Source organism: Paenarthrobacter sp. JL.01a, assembly GCF_025452095.1.
In the GTDB taxonomy this organism is placed as follows: Bacteria; Actinomycetota; Actinomycetes; order Actinomycetales; family Micrococcaceae; genus Arthrobacter.
Genome location: NZ_CP104877.1, coordinates 1907615 through 1921825, shown reverse-complemented (window position 1 = coordinate 1921825; position 14211 = coordinate 1907615). Strand labels below are relative to the sequence as shown.

Genomic DNA, 14211 nt, shown 5'->3' with positions numbered 1-14211 from the left:
AAAGACTGTGTCATACAGGGCCGACAGAATTCTCCGGCGGGAAGATCATTGCGAGTTGCTCCGGCGCCAGGCGGGCCAGTTTGGCGGCAAGGACCGGCGCCGTCAGTGCCAATCCAGCCCACGGCAAAGACGGCTCCGGCGGAATACAGGGCTCTGCTTCTTCTTCTACGGGCACGTAGGAAAGGTGCCTCCTGGCCGGGATTCGTGACGGGGAAATCGGCGCCAGCCCTGGCCAGAGGTTCAGGCGGCATGAAAAAACCCCGCTTGGACTGACTTGAACAGTCCAAACGGGGTTCCCGGTGGGCGATACTGGGTTCGAACCAGTGACCTCTTCGGTGTGAACGAAGCGCGCTACCACTGCGCCAATCGCCCGAGTGCATAGAAAACACTAACTGACCCCGGCCGGATTGCAAAACGGAAAGACGGCACCCGGAAGCAGAGGAACTGCATCTGTGGAATTACAGCCGTGAAACTCCCCAGAATCCGCGTAAATACAAGGATCCAGGGGTCACGGGACGTAAGGCCAGGCAACCGATTTGGAGAATGCAGGAACCTCCTATAGAGTTTTTACTCGTCGGAAAGCGACGGAATGCCTGCCGGGCAGGCCGTCGGAACCGCACTGCGGACGTAGCTCAGCTGGTAGAGCACCACCTTGCCAAGGTGGATGTCGCGAGTTCGAATCTCGTCGTCCGCTCGCAAGGCACTGTCAAGGCAAGAATTCCCCGGAATACTGCTTACACGGTGGGTTGGCCGAGAGGCGAGGCAGCGGCCTGCAAAGCCGTATACACGGGTTCGAATCCCGTACCCACCTCGGTGAAAACCATGTTTTCCAGCTTTGGCTGGATGCATGGGCGATTGGCGCAGCGGTAGCGCGCTTCCCTGACACGGAAGAGGTCACTGGTTCGATCCCAGTATCGCCCACCAGAACAAGGAAACTTGTTTGTTGTTGAACGTCGGAACCATCCGGCAGGCAACATGTGCGGACGTAGCTCAGCTGGTAGAGCACCACCTTGCCAAGGTGGATGTCGCGAGTTCGAATCTCGTCGTCCGCTCTCCTCATTGAAGGACCCGGTAACGGGCGATTGGCGCAGCGGTAGCGCGCTTCCCTGACACGGAAGAGGTCACTGGTTCGATCCCAGTATCGCCCACCAGAACAAGGAAACTTGTTTGTTGTTGGACGTCGGAACCATCCGGCAGGCAACATGTGCGGACGTAGCTCAGCTGGTAGAGCACCACCTTGCCAAGGTGGATGTCGCGAGTTCGAATCTCGTCGTCCGCTCCAAAAAGAAAGCAGCTCCCAGGAGCTGCTTTTTTTATGCCCATTTTCGAGTGTGACCCAAATCATCAGGAGAAGTAACTGATACCCCTCAGAAGAAGTCGCTTTATCTAATGTGATTCCCCTCGCATAATGTACTGCGAGCTCATCACCGTTCCACGCCCACCGGCAGGAGTACCCCCATGAATGTACAGACGGCTTCACAGTCCGTCCTGAGGCGCAAGCCCATCGACGATATCGAGGAAGAAAGCAAACACAGCGGACTATTCAAGAGTCTCGGTCTTTGGCAGCTGACAGCCATCGGCGTCGGCGGAATTATCGGCGTCGGCATCTTTTCGCTGGCCGGCCTGGTTGCCCACGGCAGCGAAGGCAGCCCGGGCGTTGGCCCCGCGGTCCTTATTTCCTTCCTGATCGCCGGTCTGGCATCGGGAGCGGCCGCGTTGTCGTACGCCGAATTTGCCGGCATGATCCCCCGGGCCGGATCGGCCTACACCTACGGCTACGTTGCCCTGGGTGAAATCATCGGCTGGTTCATTGGCTGGGACCTGCTGCTCGAATACATCGCCATCGTCGCCGTCGTCGCGATCGGCATCTCCGGCTACTTCGACGCCTTCCTCTCCGGCCTCGGCATCCATATGCCGACGTGGATGACGTCCACCGTCGATGAGGGCAAGGGCGGCATCATCAACCTCCCCGCAATCCTCGTGTGCCTCCTGGTCACATGGATTCTGAGCCGTGGGACAAAGGCGTTCGGCCGGTTCGAACTGGTGGCCGTCGCCATCAAGGTCATCCTGATCCTGTTCATCATCGGGCTTGGCATCTTCTACGTGAACACCGAGAACTACAACCCGTTCATGCCCAGCGGTTTCGGTCCCGTGGTCGCTGGTGCCGCGACGGTCTTCTTCGCCGTCTTTGGCTATGACGCCATGAGCACGGCAGCGGAGGAGGCCAAGGAGGGCAAGAAGCACATGCCCAAGGCCATCATCTTGTCGCTGATCATCGCCATGTTGCTCTACGTTGCCGCCACGCTCGTGTTGACCGGCATGCAGAACTACAAGGACATCAACCCGACTGCCGGTTTTGCCTCCGCGTTCACTGGTGTCGGACTGCCCGTCATTGCCACCATCATCTCGGTGTTCGCCGTGCTGTCCATCCTGACTGTCATGCTGACGTTCCTTCTAGGTGTCACCCGGGTGTGGTTCTCCATGAGCCGCGACGGGCTGCTGCCTGGCTGGTTCGCCAAGACCGACCGCCACGGCACGCCCCAACGCGTCACCTGGATCGCCGGCATCGCCTCAGCCTTCCTAGCCGGCGTCTTCCCCATCAAGGAGGTCGCGGACCTCACCAACATCGGAATCCTGGCAGCGTTCGTCGTGGTCTGTGTCTCGGTGATTGTGTTCCGTTACACCAAACCCAATGCGCCCCGGACATTCCGCCTCCCGCTGATGCCGCTGGTTCCCGCCTTCGGCGTACTGGCATCGGCTTTCCTGATGTTCCAGCTGCACTGGGAAACCTGGCTCCGGTTCGGAGTCTGGCTTGTCATCGGCCTGGTGATCTATTTCGCCTATGGCCGCAGGCACTCCCTGATGAACCCCGACAGCCCACGGCACAAAACAGCCAGTAAGCCATTGGCGTAGTTATCCACAGGCCGCACTTACGACCTTGGCACCTCGGGGAACTGGTGTTATCGTCGGACGCGGAGGAGCGAACTGGCTCCGCGATGGAAGGGAGGTGCCCGTGGGTTTAATTGACGACCTGAAGGGCAAGGCTCAGGGTCTCATTCAAGGCAACGAAGAAGCCATCAAGAATGGCATCGAAAAGGCCGGAGACTTCGTTGACGAAAAGACTGGCGGCAAGTTCGCAAGTCAGGTCGACGCAGTGCAGAACGCCGCTTCCGATTTCGTGGCCAAGAACGATGGCGAGCCTGACCAGGCTCCCGCCGCAGGTGAGCCTACGCAGCCGTAGCTGCCTGAGCCGCCGTACCAGATACGTCAAGGGGGCACCGGTCCCGCCGAGAGGCGCCACCGGTGCCCTTGGCGTTTAACGGAAGGGTATTCCGCACAGGTCCGGTAATTTGGACAGTATGCCTTCCGCCACTTCCCCGACCATTCGAAGCAAAGCGACGAAACAGACGTTGGGCCCCCAGCTCAGTGCCGGCGTAGTCACCGCGTTGGTGGGATTCACGTCATCCTTCGCGGTTGTGTTGGCCGGGCTCCAGGCCGTGGGTGCCAACCAGGCCCAAGCATCCAGCGGCCTGCTGGCACTGACCCTCACTTTTGGCCTCGGCATCCTGTGGTTGTCCTGGCGCAGCAAAATGCCCGTGACGCTCGCATGGTCCACCCCTGGCGCCGCGCTGCTGGCCACCGCTGGAACGGTCGACGGCGGCTGGCCGGCCGCCGTCGGAGCCTTCCTGATCGTGGGGGTGCTCATTGTCCTCACGGGGTTGCTTCCCGCACTGGGAAGGTTGATGGCAAAGATCCCGACCGCCCTGGCCCAGGCCATGCTCGCCGGTGTCCTGCTCCCCTTGTGCCTGGCACCCTTCAAATCACTGGGATCGGCACCACTGCTGGTTGCACCGGTCATCCTGTGCTGGATCGTGCTCATGAAATTCGCCCCGCGCTGGTCCGTTCCGGCCTCGCTGCTGGTGGCACTTGCCGTCATCGGCGTCCACATTGTCTCCTCAGGTGTCCAGATCCCGGGAGAGAACCTTGTGCCGCGCCTCGAGTGGACCACCCCGGCATTCTCCTTTGAAGCTGCGATCGGTTTGGCGCTTCCTTTGTTCATCGTCACCATGGCGTCGCAAAACATCCCCGGCGTGGCGGTCCTGAAGTCCTTTGGCTACACCACCCCATGGCGGCCATCGATGCTGGTCACCGGGGCTGGAACAATCGTCGGTGCGCCGTTTGGCGGGCACGCCATCAACCTGGCTGCGTTGAGCGCCGCCCTCGCTGCGGGTGAGGAAGCCGGCAAGGACCATGACCGGCGCTGGATCGCTGCTTTCGTATCTGGCGTGGCCTATCTGCTGCTGGCAGCAGCTTCAGCGGCCCTGGTGACCATAGTGGCGGCAGCACCGGCAGGACTTCTGGAAGCCGTCGCCGGTCTCGCCCTGCTGGGGACCTTGGCGTCCTCGATCTCCTCCGCGCTTGCCGTGGCCGAAGAACGGATTCCGGCCTGCGTCACGTTCCTGCTCGCCGCCTCCGGAATCGCTTTTGCAGGCATCGGCGCCGCATTCTGGGCGCTGGCCGGAGGGATTGCCATCCGTTGGGCGCTGAAGAGCCGCGAGCCCCTCACCCGGGCCTGATTCAGGCAGGCTCGTGGTTTTGCGCCTCGCGGGCCAATGCCGTCAAGCGCGAAACGGCACGGAAATACTTCTTCATGTAGCCGCCCGTCATCATCTCTTCGGTGAACAGCTTGTCGAAGGGAACACCGCTGGCCAGGATGGGCACGTCTTTGTCATAGAGCCGGTCGGCCAGCACCACGAACCGCAGCGCAACGGCCTGTTCCGTAATGGTTTCGACGTCGCTCCACACCACGGCTTCGATGCCGGAGATGAGCTGGCGGTACCGGCTGGGGTGCACCGCTGCAAGGTGGTTTACAAGGGTGCGGAAATCGTCCACCGCAACGGTCTTTCCGTCGAACTCCGTGCGCATCCGGTGCTTCAGTTCTTCGGTCTTCAGCGGCGCGGGCGCCGCGGGCAGGCCACGGTGGCGGAAGTCCTCGCCGTCGATCCTGACGACATCGAACTGGTCAGCCAGCACCTGGATTTCCCGCTGGAAGTCGACGGCGGCGAAGCGGCCTTCGCCCAACGAACCGGGCAGGGTGTTGGAGGTGGCAGCAAGCTTGACACCGGCGTCGGCGAGTTCGCGCATCAGGCGGGACATCAGCACGGTGTCGCCTGGATCATCCAGTTCGAACTCATCGATGCACACCAGTTTGTAGCTGCTGAGTGCTTCAACGGTCTTGCGGAACGACAAAGCGCCCACCAGGTTGGTGTACTCCACGAAGGTTCCGAAGGCCTTGGGGCCCGGGGACCTGTGCCAAAGGGATGCCAAAAGGTGGGTTTTGCCCACGCCGAAGCCGCCGTCGAGGTAGATTCCGGCCCGTGTTGCCGGTGCTTTCTTTGCAAAGAGCTTCTTGAACAGACCCGCACCATCGCCGTTGCCCACGCCATCGGCGAATGCTGAGAGCAGTTTCACGGCGTTGGCCTGGCTCGGTTGGGAAGGATCGGGCCGGTAGCTGTCGAACGACACCTCTCCGAATCGGGGAGAGGGGTAGAAACCCTTGAGGAGTTCCTCCACGGAGACTGCCGGTGTGCGGGCAGCCAGTTGTTCGATCTTTACCACGGTGGTCCGTTCCTTCGGCGTTGGGTCCCCAGCAAGGATACCGGCAACGGGCGCCATCCCCACGGACACGTGACCAAGCCCATGTTTCACCGTATGACCACGCCGGAAGCAATCCGTGCGGCCCGTGGTTAGTGTTGAGGCAAGCCGGGCCCGCACCTGCACCATCTTCGACCGGCCTGGCTCCGTCCGTTGTCAGTGAAAGGCCATCATGTCCTACCCCGTTGAACAAAACGAAAAGTTCGCTTCCTACGCGAACCCTGAACGACTCGTCTCCACCGAGTGGCTCGCGGCAGCACTTGCTGACGGCGCAGTAGCCGACGGCAAGTTGGTGCTGGTCGAGTCCGACGAAGACGTCCTCCTCTACGAGACCGGGCACATCCCGGGTGCCGTCAAGATCGACTGGCACACCGACCTGAACGACGAAGTCACCCGCGACTACGTAGATGGCGCAGCCTTCGCGGCCCTCGCCGCTTCCAAGGGCATCTCGCGCGACAGCACCGTGGTGATCTACGGTGACAAGTCCAACTGGTGGGCCGCCTACGCACTGTGGGTCTTCACCTTGTTCGGCCACGAGGACGTACGTCTCCTCGACGGCGGCCGGGACAAGTGGATCGCTGAAGGCCGCGAACTCACCACCGACGTTTCCCAGCCCGCTGCAGGCAACTACCCGGAGGTCGAGCGTAACGACTCCCCTATCCGGGCCTTCAAGGAGGACGTCCTGGCGCACCTGGGCAACCCCTTGATCGATGTCCGCTCCCCGGAGGAATACACGGGCCAGCGCACCCACATGCCGGCGTATCCCGAAGAGGGCGCCCTCCGCGGCGGCCACATTCCGACAGCCGCCTCCGTTCCGTGGGCACGCGCTGCCGCGGAAGACGGAACGTACCGCAGCCGCGAAGAGCTCGAAGCCCTCTACCTGGGTGAAGCAGGCCTGGCCCCGGGCGACGACGTCGTGGCGTACTGCCGCATCGGCGAGCGTTCCAGCCACACCTGGTTCGCGCTGAAGTACCTGCTGGGCTTCGACACCGTACGCAACTACGACGGCTCCTGGACCGAGTGGGGCAACGCCGTCCGCGTTCCCATCGTCAAGGGTGCCGAGCGGGGTTCCGTGCCTTCGTCACTGGTCCGCAACTAATAGCACTGTAACCAACGCCTTGCGTAAGCTGGAAGTAATGAGTACGAACACTTTGCCTACCGCCTTGGCGGAAATCGTTGACGACTTCCAGGCGTTGACCGAACCTGAGCGCCTTCAGCTCCTTTTGGAGTTCTCCAGGGGCCTTCCGGAGCTTCCGGAGCGTTTGACTGACCACCCGGAACTGCTGGAGCAGGTGGTCGAGTGCCAGTCACCGCTTTTCCTGACCATCGAGTCCGAGAAGAACGCCGACGGCGACCGCGCCTACCGGCTCTTCTTCAAGGCACCGCCGGAAGCTCCCACGACGCGGGGCTTCGCAGGGGTTCTGCATGAGGGGCTGGACGGCTTGACCGCCAGCGAAATCCTTGCAGTACCGGACGACATGCCGGAATTGCTCGGGCTGACCAGGGCCATCACTCCCTTGCGGATGCGGGGAATGACGGCGATGCTTGGCCGGATCAAGCGAAAGGTTGCGGCCGCGAGCCGTTTGGAACACTGAGAGGCACTGCCACACGGTATGGCAAAGAAGATGGCTTCCCAGGGAACGCCGGCCACAGCAGCACTTGCTGCGGCCGGCGTTCCCTTCACGCTGCACCCCTATGCCCACGATCCCGCCGCATCCAGCTACGGCCTGGAAGCGGCGGAGGTCCTTGGTATCGCGCCGGATCGCGTCTTCAAGACGCTCATGGTGGAGGTGGAAGGAAAATTGGCCGTTGCCGTCGTTCCCGTGTCAGGCAACCTGGATCTCAAGGCCGCGGCCGCTGCCTTGGGATCCAAGAAAGCGGTTATGGCAGATCCGAAGGCCGCTGAACGCCGTACGGGCTATGTGCTCGGCGGGATATCCCCCTTGGGTCAACGCCAGCCCTCCCCCACAGTCCTCGACGAATCGGCACTTGGCTTCGAAACCATCCTGGTATCAGGGGGTCGACGCGGCTTGGACATAGAACTCGCTCCGGCGGACCTGCTTCGGCTCACCAACGGAACCACCGGGCCGATCGGCACAGGAAGCGGCTGACCTCAGCCCTTAGGCATCCCCGCAACGGCCTCGCCGGATTGTCCTGGATTCTTCCGTGGCGCGAGTTGACCTTGGAGCCACGAACGCACCAATCGTTCCCAGCGCTCCGGATCAACGTTCCATTCCTTGGTATGGCGTGCACCGTGGAAAGGCTCGAACGTCACCATCTCAGGGTTCTTCTCCGCGAGGCTCGCCGAGGGGCCGAAAGGGACATAGTCGTCGTCCAGGCTATGGATCAGCAGAGTGGGCGTGCGCAATTCAACTGCGCGGCTCTCCCAATCCATGGCCTTGAAGTCCACGGGCGCCGCGAGCCCGGTCAGCCTGCGCCCCAAGGGATGGCCCAGCATCAGCTGTCCGTAGCGGCCTACGTTGTAGGGGATCCTGTTCATTTCCGCGTGGTGTGCCATGACATTGACCCAATTGATCACCGGCGCGTCCAGAACGAGGGCACGGATGACATGTCGGTATTTGGACAGGTCCGCCGCCTGGAGGCTGATGGCGCCGCCCATGGACCAACCGAAGAGCACTACCTCTCGCGCTCCGTGGTCCAGCGCGTAACCGATCGCGGCCTCCACGTCCCGCCATTCCGTCGATCCCAGACCATAACGGCCATCCAGCGCAGAGGGCGCCAGTCCATCGTTCCGGTAGGAGATCAGCAAGCTGTCCAGCCCCAGGTCGCGGGCGGTGCGGACGGCCCTGAGTCCCTCAAGCCGCGTGGCTCCCCTTCCGTGCACCATGATCGCCCAGGTCAGTGCCGGAGTGGACGCCTCGGCGCGGATCAACCAGGCAGGTGCCTTCCCGCCGTCGACATCTATGTCAATGTCCTCGGCCGCGACGCCGAGCGCGGACGGATTCGGATAGACCGCCCCACTCCACCAAGCCCGCCGGGCTTCGGTCAGGTCGCCGCTGTAGACCTCCTCCACTTCCCGGAGGACGGTTTGTTCCGCGGGCGAGTAGGACACGATCCGCCCTATCCGGGCGTGTCCCTTGCCGCCGGAGAAGAAGAGGCTGAAGACGCCGTCGATGGTCGAGTCGGGGGTGGCAGCAAGGATGACCTGCGGGCCGTTGTCGCCTTTGATCACGGCCAGGACTTCCTGGTCCTCGTGGCGTGCCGCCGGCGTGATGACCCGACGGGCAAAGTAGACCGCCAGCGCGGAGGATCCGGCGCCAACAAGGCCTGCAACCGTGCTGCCGGCGAGGAAGCCTGCGATGGCCCACTTGGTGCGGGGGGACAGCTTTTTCCCGGGAGCGTCGGCCGCCGGCCTTGTCATCGATGCCATGGTTCCATTCTGCCGTTAGCCGGCGGGACCCGGCGCAGGCGGTGCCGCGTGCCGCATCGCAGGGCCGAATCGTGCCCGGAAACCCTGCGGACAGCGGTTCCCCGGGACTACGCTGTAGCCATGAGTGATCCCATAGTCATCCTGACTGAAGAGCCCCTTGGCCCCGACGACCGCGTGAACATCGCCAAACTGATCGACGGCGGGGACGCACCGTTGTACCTGTTGGTCCCCTCCAATACCGAACGCCACTTGCTGGTGGACTTTTTGGAAAACCTCTCGCTGCTCGATGTGGCGAAGGCCTTCAGGGAACTGGCTGCACAGTCCCCTGATCCGGCAGCGGAGCGGGCGGAAGCCGCCGAGGCGTTGGCAACCTCCCTGGCGGCCCTGGACGGCTTGGGTGCCGGCGTGACCGGTGAAATCGTCGACGGCGGTGCCGTGGCCGGCTTGGTGGCCAAGGTCCGGGAAGTGGATGCTGCTCAGGCAGTGGTCATCACCCGGCCGCACGCCATCGCAGACACGTTCCACACCGATTGGGCGAACAAAGCCCAGGACCAGTTGGGACTTCCGGTGCTGCACCTGTATGCCGGTTCGGGATTTATCGGCGACTCGTGAGCGTTGCATAAGACATGAACACTCCTGAGAACACCAGCAAGACATCTTCTGTGCCCGTGGAGAAGAGCGACGCCCAGTGGCGCGAGGAGTTGACTCCCGAGGAATACCGCGTGTTGCGCCAGGCCGGCACTGAGCGCCCTTACACGGGCGAGTATTGGGACACGCACACCGAAGGCGTGTACGAATGCCGCGCCTGTGGCAGCCAGTTGTTCACCAGCAAGGAAAAGTTTGATTCCCATTGCGGGTGGCCTTCCTTCTGGGCACCGCTGGCCGAGGGTACTGTCCGATACCTCCATGACCGCACCATGGGCATGGACCGCATCGAGGTGCGGTGCGCCAACTGCGACTCCCATCTTGGGCATGTTTTCGAAGGCGAAGGCTATGACACGCCTACGGATCAGCGCTTCTGCATCAACTCAATCTCGCTCCGACTGGTGAACCCCGCCGACAGCTAAGGGCGTCTGTGTCTCCCGAACTGGATCTCAAGGTCCGAGTTCGGGGGGCATGAACAAGAGTTTCTTATGCTCACTCCAATTTTGAATTAGCGATGCTATTCGCTTGCTACGCTCGGCCCAGAAGCAAGAACAACTTCGGAAAGGGCCGAGCACCATGACCACCATCGCAACCGCCACCCCGCCGCGTGTCACCGCCGACAACGCCGAGTGGGTAGCCCTCAAGGCCGCTGCCACCACCCTCCAGGGATACCAGGAGCAGGATGGATCCATCGCCGATCCCGCTGTCCACGCCGACGCAGCAGGGCTTGTAGCCACTATCACCAACGCCATCACCGCCCTCGCACCGGCATTCGAGCACGACGCCCAGTACCTCTCCCTCCTGGTGGAAGACTTCAACCGCTGGGTCGAGGGTGGCTTCGGAGTACCGGACTTCCTCGATTCCCTGCAGGCGTTCCAGCCGCAGAAGCAGCGCATCGACGGCCTCCAGCACTTGGTTGTCTTCCCCATGTACACCCAGAACGGCAGCACAAACCGCTTGGTCGAAGCCGTACTGATCGAGGTCATCTGGCCGGAGTTCATCGACGGACTCGAAGCCGGCGAGTACTCGAACAAACTCTTCGTTCCCATCCGGTTCATCGATTTCACGCCCGGGTATGACACCAACTCCGCCGTACTCTTCCCGGAAACCGTCGCCGTACGCGAGACCCCCACTTTCACATGGGGCGCCATCTTCGCCGACCGTGAAGCTGCCCGCTTCCGCCGGGTCCTGAAGGCCGCCGCCGAAACAACTTCCTTGGAATTGCCCGAGGACGCCGCCCAGCTGATCGACGACCAGGAGCTCACGCAGCGTACCTTCGTCATGTGGGACCTGATCCACGACCGCACCCACATGCGCGGAGACCTTCCCTTCGACCCGTTCATGATCAAGCAGCGGATGCCCTTCTTCCTCTACTCCCTGGAGGAACTGCGCTGCGATCTGACCGCCTTCCGCGAATCCGTCCTCATCGAGAAGGACGAGAATGCCGACCCCGATGCCCGCAAGCACGCAAAGCTTGTCCAGTACGCCGTGATCTTCGATCGCATCTTCCGCTTCGCCATCACGGGCAACCGGGTCCGCAACTACGACGGCCTGGGCGGCCAACTGCTGTTCGCCTGGATGCACCAGCACCACGTACTCCACTGGACCGACAGCAAACTCTCGATCGACTGGGACGATGCCGCCGCCGTCGTGGTTGAACTCGGCGCCAAAATCGAGGAACTATACTGGCGTTCCATTGATCGTCCCAAGGCCGCGCACTGGCTGGCTGCCTACGAGCTGATCTCGGGCACCGTGACTCCGCACCCGGCTTCGGTCTGGGCCAAGGGTCCGGACGCGCTGCCCCTGGACGGCGCTCCCCGCGGGCTCACCGACCAGGTCCTGGACGACGAGTTCCCCCTGTCCATGTTCTACGAAGCCCTGGAGAAGAAGATGCGTCCTGTCATCGAATCCACCACGGGCATCACGGGCGCCACGGCGGCCTGATGTCCCCACTGACAGTTCTGGTTACGGGCGGCAGCAGCGCTTCAGGCGTGGCTGTCGCCCGGGCCTTGTCCACCGCCGGCCACCGGGTCCTGACAGTGGGTTCAGACCAGGCCCGGATTGAGGCGGCAGCCAGGAAAGCAGGCGAGGCCGTCACTCCCCTGGTGTGCGATCTCGGCAGCCTGGATTCCGTGCGCGGCCTCGCCTCGATGATGACGGACCACGGCGTTGGGGGCGTCGACGGAGTGATCCACCTCGTCGGCGGCTGGCGTGGGGCCACTGGCATCGAGGACCAAACCGATGGGGACTGGGAGGCACTGGAGCGCAACGCTGTGACGACGCTGCGCAACGTATCCAGGGTCTTCTACAGCCAACTTGAAGTGTCCGGCCATGGCCGGTTCGCCATGGTGTCCTCCACCGCCGTTGCCAGTCCCACGGCGGCTGCGGCCAACTACGCTGCCGCGAAAGCCGCTGCCGAGGCATGGACGCTGGCGGTGGCCGATGGCTTCCGGCGGGCGCAATCCCCCGACGGCGACTCCGGCGGACAGCACAGCGCAGCTGTCGTCCTGGTGGTCAAGGCACTCGTGGATGAGTCCATGAGACGCGCCCACCCCGAACGGCGGTTCCCCGGACATACAGACGTCGAAGAACTGGCCGCGGCCGTCGTCGACCTTTTCGATCAACCCGCCTCCACCCTGAACGGCCAGCGGATCCTGCTGGCCAAATAGACTTGAAAGCGTGAATGAACAAGTGACGAGCACAACAGAGGCAACGACCAGCCGGATCCAGGCATCCGGGGCCGGCCAGCTGCACGACCCCGCGATCCGGGGTTTCGCTTCGGACAACTATTCGGGCGTACACCCGGAGATCCTTGCGGCTCTGGCCGCTGCCAATGGCGGCCACCAGGTTTCCTACGGCGAGGACGTGTACACAGCCAGGTTGCAGGCCATCCTGGAGCAGCAGTTCGGCGAAGGCATCGAATCCTTCCCGGTATTCAACGGCACCGGTGCCAACGTCCTGGCGCTCCAGTCGCTCCTGCCCCGTTGGGGTGCAGTGATCTGCGCGTCCACCGCACACATCAACATGGACGAAAACGGCGCCCCGGAACGCGTCGGCGGGATCAAACTCCTCCAAGTCCCCACCGAAGACGGAAAACTGACCCCCGAGCTCATTGACCGCGAGGCTTGGGGCTGGGGAGACGAACACCGCGCGCAGCCCTTGGTTGTCTCCATCACGCAGACAACCGAGCTGGGCACCTGCTACACGCCCGAAGAAGTACGTGCCATTGCCGACCACGCCCACTCCAGGGGCATGAAACTCCACATGGACGGCGCGCGGCTGGCCAATGCCGCTGCCCACCTCGACGTACCGCTGCGGGCATTCACGCGTGACGCCGGCGTCGATATCCTCTCGTTCGGCGGGACCAAGAACGGCCTGCTTTTCGGCGAAGTGGTGGTAGCCCTCAACCCCGAAGCAGCAGACGGCTTGAAGTTCCTCCGCAAAATGAACATGCAACTGGCATCCAAGATGCGCTTCATTTCCGCACAGTTCATTGCCTTGCTCGAAGATGGGCTGTGGCTTCGTTCAGCCGCCCACGCCAACGCCATGGCCGCCCGGCTGCGGAGCGCCGTCGAGGCGATCGACGGCGTCGAGCCCACCCAGGCGACCCAGTCAAACGGCGTCTTCGCCATCTTGCCCGAAGGCGCTGCCGACCGCCTCAGGAAGTCCTTCGCCTTCTACGATTGGGATGCCGCACGGCGCGAAGTCCGCTGGATGTGCTCCTTCGACACCACCGAAGAGGACATCGACGCCTTCGTCGCGGCCATCAAGCAGGAGCTCGCGTAACACCTGCGCCCCAACTGTCCGGGGCGGCGAGCCTTCACGGGATCGCCGCCCCGGACACATACTCTGCCAATGTGAACGCCCTCGCACAGGTTCCCCCGGACTTTCTTTTCGCCTTGGGAACGCTTCGAAAAGCACAGTGCCGCAGCGAATTGCGGCTTGATGAAATCCCCGCCCCCGCACGTTTGGCACCCTATGCAGTGGCCCTGGGTGCCGAAGTCTTCAGCCCCACCGCCGCGACCCGTCAGGTACCCGTCCACGGGCCGGCCGCCAAGGCCTTCGCCAAAAGCCAAGGCAACAGCCCGTCCAGTGAAGAAGAGGACGAACTGGCCACCGGGCGGTTCATCCTCCTCTACGATCCCGAAGGATCGGCGGTCTGGGAGGGCGAGTTCAGGATTGTCACCTACATCCGGGCCCAAATGGATGCCGAGATGGGCAACGATTCCATGCTCGGTTCAGTGGCCTGGACGTGGCTCGTTGAAGCCCTGGAACACCGCTCAGCGTCCTACCGGGCTGCCGGTGGAACAGCCACAAGGATCCTCTCCGAAAGCTTCGGCACTTTGGCCGAGCGGCCCGACACCATCGACATCGAGCTCCGCGCTTCCTGGACACCTGCCAGCTCCAATGTCCAGTCCCACCTGGAGGCCTGGTCCGACATGGTGTGCACCTTCGCCGGGCTGCCGCCCCTGCCGCCCGGGGTCACGGGTTTGCCCAACAGGAGGCTCAATTGACTACCC

At 62.9% G+C, this 14211-nt stretch carries 15 protein-coding genes and 7 tRNA genes; 18 read left to right on the top strand and 4 right to left on the bottom strand.

Translation table 11 applies throughout. The features are described from left to right. Positions 1-10 precede the first annotated feature (10 nt). Both N5P29_RS09130 and N5P29_RS09125 read right to left on the bottom strand, forming a co-directional pair. A complete protein-coding gene (locus N5P29_RS09130; protein ID WP_262278252.1) occupies positions 11-175 on the bottom strand; it encodes a hypothetical protein in 165 nt (54 codons plus the stop codon). 125 nt (positions 176-300) lie between these two features. After that, positions 301-372, bottom strand: a tRNA-Val gene (locus N5P29_RS09125). A 249-nt stretch (positions 373-621) separates the two neighbouring features. Between N5P29_RS09125 and N5P29_RS09120 the strand changes: the two genes are divergently transcribed. The 9 genes from N5P29_RS09120 to N5P29_RS09080 all read left to right on the top strand — a co-directional run bounded on the left by N5P29_RS09120 (position 622) and on the right by N5P29_RS09080 (position 4577). Then, positions 622-694: transfer RNA gene (locus tag N5P29_RS09120), tRNA-Gly, on the top strand. 46 nt (positions 695-740) lie between these two features. After that, a tRNA-Cys gene (locus N5P29_RS09115) sits at positions 741-811 on the top strand. A 38-nt stretch (positions 812-849) separates the two neighbouring features. Beyond that, positions 850-924, top strand: a tRNA-Val gene (locus tag N5P29_RS09110). 55 nt (positions 925-979) lie between these two features. Further along, positions 980-1052, top strand: a tRNA-Gly gene (locus tag N5P29_RS09105). 24 nt (positions 1053-1076) lie between these two features. Beyond that, a tRNA-Val gene (locus N5P29_RS09100) sits at positions 1077-1151 on the top strand. A 55-nt stretch (positions 1152-1206) separates the two neighbouring features. Continuing rightward, positions 1207-1282 (top strand) — tRNA-Gly (locus N5P29_RS09095). A gap of 176 nt (positions 1283-1458) precedes the next feature. Continuing rightward, a complete protein-coding gene (locus N5P29_RS09090) occupies positions 1459-2913 on the top strand; it encodes an amino acid permease (RefSeq protein WP_262278251.1) in 1455 nt (484 codons plus the stop codon). A 94-nt stretch (positions 2914-3007) separates the two neighbouring features. Then, positions 3008-3241: an antitoxin gene (locus N5P29_RS09085; RefSeq protein WP_262278250.1), complete on the top strand. Its 234-nt coding sequence runs from the start codon at positions 3008-3010 to the stop codon at positions 3239-3241. Positions 3242-3359: 118 nt separating this feature from the next. Further along, positions 3360-4577: a benzoate/H(+) symporter BenE family transporter gene (locus tag N5P29_RS09080; RefSeq protein ID WP_262278249.1), complete on the top strand. Its 1218-nt coding sequence runs from the start codon at positions 3360-3362 to the stop codon at positions 4575-4577. 1 nt (position 4578) lies between these two features. Here the strand turns inward: N5P29_RS09080 and zapE are convergent, their stop codons facing one another. Further along, positions 4579-5619: a cell division protein ZapE gene (gene zapE / locus N5P29_RS09075; protein WP_262278248.1), complete on the bottom strand. Its 1041-nt coding sequence runs from the start codon at positions 5617-5619 to the stop codon at positions 4579-4581. A gap of 208 nt (positions 5620-5827) precedes the next feature. Between zapE and N5P29_RS09070 the strand changes: the two genes are divergently transcribed. Genes N5P29_RS09070 through ybaK form a run of 3 tightly spaced genes read left to right on the top strand, consistent with a single transcriptional unit; the run spans position 5828 to position 7766 of the window. Further along, positions 5828-6754 (top strand): sulfurtransferase, encoded by a 927-nt coding sequence (locus N5P29_RS09070; RefSeq protein ID WP_262278247.1) that lies wholly within the window; start codon positions 5828-5830, stop codon positions 6752-6754. A gap of 37 nt (positions 6755-6791) precedes the next feature. After that, the gene (locus tag N5P29_RS09065) at positions 6792-7250 is read left to right on the top strand and encodes a SufE family protein (protein ID WP_262278246.1); all 459 of its coding nucleotides are present in this window, start codon (positions 6792-6794) and stop codon (positions 7248-7250) included. 18 nt (positions 7251-7268) lie between these two features. Continuing rightward, positions 7269-7766: a Cys-tRNA(Pro) deacylase gene (gene ybaK / locus N5P29_RS09060; protein ID WP_262278245.1), complete on the top strand. Its 498-nt coding sequence runs from the start codon at positions 7269-7271 to the stop codon at positions 7764-7766. 2 nt (positions 7767-7768) lie between these two features. On the opposite strand, the gene N5P29_RS09055 is transcribed toward ybaK, so the two are convergent. Further along, a complete protein-coding gene (locus N5P29_RS09055; protein ID WP_262278244.1) occupies positions 7769-9046 on the bottom strand; it encodes an alpha/beta hydrolase family protein in 1278 nt (425 codons plus the stop codon). Positions 9047-9166: 120 nt separating this feature from the next. Here N5P29_RS09055 and N5P29_RS09050 point away from each other — a divergent pair, with 120 nt between their 5' ends. From N5P29_RS09050 to N5P29_RS09025, 6 genes are all read left to right on the top strand, one after another. After that, complete coding sequence (locus N5P29_RS09050; protein WP_262278243.1) at positions 9167-9658, top strand: hypothetical protein; 492 nt, start codon at positions 9167-9169, stop codon at positions 9656-9658. Between the two features lie 14 nt (positions 9659-9672). After that, on the top strand, positions 9673-10113 hold the full coding sequence (gene msrB, locus N5P29_RS09045) for a peptide-methionine (R)-S-oxide reductase MsrB (protein WP_262278242.1): 441 nt from the start codon (positions 9673-9675) through the stop codon (positions 10111-10113). Positions 10114-10267: 154 nt separating this feature from the next. After that, on the top strand, positions 10268-11635 hold the full coding sequence (locus tag N5P29_RS09040) for a DUF6421 family protein (RefSeq protein WP_262278241.1): 1368 nt from the start codon (positions 10268-10270) through the stop codon (positions 11633-11635). After that, complete coding sequence (locus N5P29_RS09035) at positions 11635-12360, top strand: SDR family oxidoreductase (RefSeq protein WP_262278240.1); 726 nt, start codon at positions 11635-11637, stop codon at positions 12358-12360. Before N5P29_RS09040 ends, N5P29_RS09035 begins: the two co-directional genes overlap by 1 nt. Positions 12361-12382: 22 nt before the next feature. Beyond that, positions 12383-13477 carry a threonine aldolase family protein gene (locus N5P29_RS09030; protein WP_262278239.1) on the top strand — a complete coding sequence of 365 codons (1095 nt, stop codon included), beginning with the start codon at positions 12383-12385 and terminating at the stop codon, positions 13475-13477. A gap of 71 nt (positions 13478-13548) precedes the next feature. Continuing rightward, positions 13549-14205: a DUF3000 domain-containing protein gene (locus N5P29_RS09025; protein WP_262278238.1), complete on the top strand. Its 657-nt coding sequence runs from the start codon at positions 13549-13551 to the stop codon at positions 14203-14205. The last annotated feature ends 6 nt before the right edge of the window (positions 14206-14211 follow it).